The following is a 4,290-nucleotide window of genomic DNA, read 5'->3' as shown; positions in this document are numbered from 1 at the left end:
GCCTCCGACCAGTCGGCCGTCTCGCCGCCCGGCGTGATGTCGGGAATGTTGCCGTCGCCCTCGGGCGCCGGACCGCCGGCCAGCCAACGCGAATGATCGAGCCCCCCGAGCCCGCCGAAGGTCCGCGGCGTGTGGCATTCGCCGCAATGGCCCGGCCCCTCGACGAGATACTGCCCGCGCTTGACCACCTCCGACGCATCGGCCGGCAGCGCGACGACGGGCTTGGGATCGAGGAACACGCGCTGCCAGAGCGCGACGCCGCGCCGAACGCTGTAAGGGAAGGCGAGATCGTTGGGCGGCGCGACGCTCGCCGAGGCTGGCAGCGTCATCAGGTAGGCATGGAGGTCGGCGATGTCGCCGGCGGTCATCCGGGCATAGGACGTATAGGGGAACGCGGGATAGAGCGGCTGGCCGCCCGGATCGACGCCGCGCTGCATCGCGTTGGCGAAGTCGGCGAGCGACCAGGCGCCGATCCCGGCTTGCGGATCGGGCGTGATGTTGGGCGCGTGAAACGTTCCGAACTTCGTCACCAGCGGCGGACCGCCGGCCAATACCACCGCACCATCGCCCGCAGGCTCGGACGGCGCGTGGCAGGACGCGCATCCGCCGGCGTGGAACAGGCGCTCGCCGCGCGCCGCGTCGCCGCTTGCCTCGGCGGCGATCGCATCCGGCGGCAGGCGACGGGGCGTCGTGAGGGCATAGGCGCCACCGGCGACGACCACCACGGCGACGAAGGCGACGAGGATCCGGCGCGCGACCACCGGATCAGGCTACTTCGCGCGGAACTGCTGGTGGCAGCTCTGGCAGTTGGCGGCGACGCTCGCGAACGCCGTCTTGAAGGCCTCCACGTCGGCCGGCTTGGCATCGAGCGCGGCCTGCGTATCAGCGACGAACTTGGCGTTCGCCGCCTCGAACTCGGCCGGCTTTTCCCAGATCGCCGGCGAGGCCTCGGTCTTCCCGCCGGTCTTGGAGTCCTCGGGGAACAGCGTGCCGAACTTTTTCGCGTCGGCGTTCAGCATCGTGAAGATCGCGTTCGCCTTGGTGGCGTCGTAGGGCTCCTCGCCCTTGATGAGCGCATTGGCCGAACGCGCCGCCTTGGCGTTGTTCTTCATCAGCTGCTGGCGCTCGGCGATAACGTCGGAGTTCTGTGCCGTTGCCGGCAGGAGGGGCGCCAGAAGCGCTGCGGAGACCACGAGACCCGCGAAACCCATCTTCCAAGTCGACATGTCCGATTCTCCAGGAGCCAGATTTGGAACGTCTCCAGAGAGACAACAGGGGATTGGACGCCCTGTCCATCCATCTTCGATGACGCACCGATGCCGGAATGGAAAAGGCCCTGCCGCAGCGGGTGCGGCAGGGCCTCTCGAATGGATCGGAGCGCGTCGGCGATCAGGCGCCGGCGGCCTCGTAGCGCTCCAGGACGTAATCCCAGTTGATCAGGTTGTCGACGAACGCCTCGAGGTACTTCGGACGGGCGTTGCGGTAGTCGATGTAATAGGAATGCTCCCACACGTCGACGCCGAGGATCGGGGTCGCGCCGTGCACCAGCGGGTTCTCGCCGTTCGGCGTCTTGACGATCTGCAGCTTGCCGTCCTTCACGGCGACCCAGGCCCAGCCCGAACCGAACTGCGTCTTGCCGGCTTCCACGAAGTCGTTGCGGAACTTGTCGTAGCCGCCGAGATCGGAATCGAACGCCGTCTGCAGCTTGCCGGGCAGGCTCTTGCCGCCGCCGTTCGGCTTCATCCACTTCCAGAAGTGGATGTGGTTGTAGTGCTGGCCGGCGTTGTTGAAGAGCGGCTGGTTCTTGCCGAAGGACTGCTTCACCACCTCTTCCAGCGACGCATCGGCGAGACCGGCGTCGGCGGCAAGTTTGTTGCCCATGTCGACATAGGCCTGGTGATGCTTGTCGTGATGATACTCCAGCGTCTCCTTGGACATGTAGGGCTGGAGGGCATCGTAGGCGTAGGGGAGTTCGGGCAGGGTGAAGGCCATCGGTCGTCTCCTTCTTCGCGAGCCCCCGGCGTGGCGATTCGGTCTTGCCGGCGGGCGCTGAAACCGGGCCCTTAGCTAGAGCCTCCCCGCTTGTTTGTCAGCCTCGCGCGTTGCGAATGACCAGACGAGCGGGGAATATCCTTCCCGGGCCGAGCCGCTACGCCCCATGCGTCAGGAGACCTTAAGGCTTGGGAACGAAAATCGAACCCGCGCGTTCTCAGCGCATGTGTTGACGCGACCGGATCGCAAGCCTTCGCCAAAAGAAGGCAGGTGCGGTCGCCAAGTTCTGGCTGGATCATGACCGAAGATCGTTCTCCGCGCGCCCTTTCGCGCCGTTCCCTGCTACAGGGTCTCGGCCTCGGCGCCGCCGCCCTCGCCCTCTCCGGGTGCACCACCGACAACCGCGCGCGCATCGCCAACCTGACGCCGTTCAACGGCGGCACGGGTCCGTCCGGCGTCAGCCCGGAATATCTGACCGCCTATGGCCCGATCCAGGACGGCGGCTACACGATCCCCGGCATCGACTTTCGCCGCATGGACCTGCGCTATCTCCGCCGCGAGGTCGCCTATGCCGGGCCGGAAGAGCCGGGCACCATCATCATCGACACCCCGACGCGCTACGCCTACCTCATCCAGCCAGGCGGCACCGCGATGCGCTACGGCGTCGGTATCGGCCGCGACGGTTTCGCCTGGGAAGGCCGGGCCAAGGTCCAGTTCAAGCGCGAATGGCCGCGCTGGACGCCGCCGTCCGAGATGATCGCGCGCCAGCCGGAGCTCGAAATCTATCGCGAAGGCATGGAACCGGGCCTTAAGAACCCCCTCGGCGCCCGCGCGCTCTACCTGTTCCAGAACGGCCAGGACACGCTCTACCGCCTCCATGGCACGCCGGAGTGGTGGACCATCGGCAAGGCCGTGTCGTCGGGCTGCGTGCGCTTCATGAACCACGACATCATCGACCTCTACGACCGCGCCAGCACCGGCGCGAACGTGATCGTCAATCAGGCGGGTGGCGCGACGGTCTGATCCCTCACCCTGCCAAGTCGCCGCCAGTCAGGTCACCTTGTTCCGGCGGCGAAATTCCGGGCGGTCCCAGCGACCGCTCGACAGGATGTCGACGAGGATGGCCGCACCACGCCTCACGTCGTCTTCGCCGAGATAGAGCGGCGTCAAGCCGAAGCGCATGATGTCGGGCGCGCGATAGTCCCCGATCACGCCTTCCGCGATCAGCGCCTGCATCACCGCGTAGCCTTCGGGATGGCGGAACGACACCTGCGAACCCCGCTGCGTCGGATCGGCGGGCGACGCGAGTTCAAGATCCGGAAGCGAGCGACGAACTTCGGAGATGAACAGTTCGCCAAGCTCGATCGAACGGGCACGCAGCGCCTCCATGTCGATCCCCTCCCAGGCGTCGAGCGCCGCGTCGAGGGCGGCCAGCGCCAGGATCGGCGGCGTTCCGACTCGCATCCGCTCGACACCGGCGGCCGGCCTGTAGGTCGGCTCGAAGGCGAACGGGGCGTCGTGGCCGAACCAGCCGGAAAGGGCGGGACGCACGTCCCCGCCGAGATGCGGAGCGACATAGATGAAGGCCGGAGCGCCCGGTCCCCCGTTCAGGTATTTGTAGGTGCAGCCCACCGCGAAGTCTGCCCCCGCTGCCGCAAGATCGATCGGCAGCGCACCGGCGGAATGGGCGAGATCCCAGATCATCAGGGCGCCCGCCTCGTGGGCCTTCTGCGTCAGTGCGGCCATGTCGTGCAGGCGACCGGTCCGATAGTCGACCTGCGTCAGCATGACGACGGCGACGCTCGGGTCGATCGCAGCCTCCACGGCTTCCGGCTCGACGACGCGGAGCTCGTGGCCGCGGCCGAGCGAAGCGATCAGCCCCTGCGCCATGTAGAGGTCGGTCGGGAAATTGCCGGTGTCCGACAGGATGACGCGCCGGTCGGCCTTGAGCTCCAGCGCCGAGGCCAGCGTTTGGTAGACCTTGATCGACAAGGTATCGCCCATGACGACCGTACCCGCCGGCGCGCCGATCAGGCGGCCGACGCGGTCGCCGACGCGGCGCGGCAGATCGACCCAGCCGGCGCTGTTCCAGGCGCTGATAAGCTGCCCGCCCCATTCGTTCGCGATCACTTCTGCGACGCGCGGTCCGACGCTCTTCGGTAACGCGCCGAGCGAATTGCCGTCGAGATAGACAAGGCCGTCGGGAAGGTCGAACAGCGCACGGGTGGCGCGGAAGGGATCGATCGGGGACATGGGCTCCAGTCGCATGGCCGCGCCGGCGCAGGAAGCGTCGTCGCG

Annotated in this window: 5 protein-coding genes; 1 reads left to right on the top strand and 4 read right to left on the bottom strand. The window is 67.4% G+C overall.

Annotated elements, in window-relative coordinates:
- The 3 genes from QZ753_RS10745 to QZ753_RS10735 form a co-directional block, all read right to left on the bottom strand.
- On the bottom strand, positions 1–761 hold a 761-nt coding region (locus tag QZ753_RS10745; protein ID WP_294643586.1), incomplete at its 3' end, for a cytochrome c.
- A 9-nt stretch (positions 762–770) separates the two neighbouring features.
- Positions 771–1,226 carry a cytochrome c gene (locus tag QZ753_RS10740; RefSeq protein ID WP_294643585.1) on the bottom strand — a complete coding sequence of 152 codons (456 nt, stop codon included), beginning with the start codon at positions 1,224–1,226 and terminating at the stop codon, positions 771–773.
- Positions 1,227–1,389: 163 nt separating this feature from the next.
- Positions 1,390–1,992 carry a superoxide dismutase gene (locus QZ753_RS10735; protein WP_055889644.1) on the bottom strand — a complete coding sequence of 201 codons (603 nt, stop codon included), beginning with the start codon at positions 1,990–1,992 and terminating at the stop codon, positions 1,390–1,392.
- 297 nt (positions 1,993–2,289) lie between these two features.
- Here QZ753_RS10735 and QZ753_RS10730 point away from each other — a divergent pair, with 297 nt between their 5' ends.
- Positions 2,290–3,015 carry a L,D-transpeptidase gene (locus tag QZ753_RS10730; protein WP_294643580.1) on the top strand — a complete coding sequence of 242 codons (726 nt, stop codon included), beginning with the start codon at positions 2,290–2,292 and terminating at the stop codon, positions 3,013–3,015.
- 27 nt (positions 3,016–3,042) lie between these two features.
- On the opposite strand, the gene kynU is transcribed toward QZ753_RS10730, so the two are convergent.
- Positions 3,043–4,245 (bottom strand): kynureninase, encoded by a 1,203-nt coding sequence (gene kynU / locus QZ753_RS10725; RefSeq protein ID WP_294643587.1) that lies wholly within the window; start codon positions 4,243–4,245, stop codon positions 3,043–3,045.
- Positions 4,246–4,290: the final 45 nt, after the last annotated feature.

Origin of the sequence: uncultured Aureimonas sp., from assembly GCF_913775355.1 — a bacterium.
Classification (GTDB): Bacteria; Pseudomonadota; Alphaproteobacteria; order Rhizobiales; family Rhizobiaceae; genus Aureimonas.
The sequence above is the reverse complement of the archived record's forward strand: the minus strand, read 5'-3'. Positions and strand labels throughout refer to the sequence as shown.

Coding starts and splice junctions, on each gene's coding strand:
- kynU (WP_294643587.1), bottom strand. CDS start 4,245: ATGTCCCCGATCGATCCCTTCCGCGCCACCCGTGCGCTGTTCGACCTT.
- QZ753_RS10740 (WP_294643585.1), bottom strand. CDS start 1,226: ATGTCGACTTGGAAGATGGGTTTCGCGGGTCTCGTGGTCTCCGCAGCG.
- QZ753_RS10730 (WP_294643580.1), top strand. CDS start 2,290: ATGACCGAAGATCGTTCTCCGCGCGCCCTTTCGCGCCGTTCCCTGCTA.
- QZ753_RS10735 (WP_055889644.1), bottom strand. CDS start 1,992: ATGGCCTTCACCCTGCCCGAACTCCCCTACGCCTACGATGCCCTCCAG.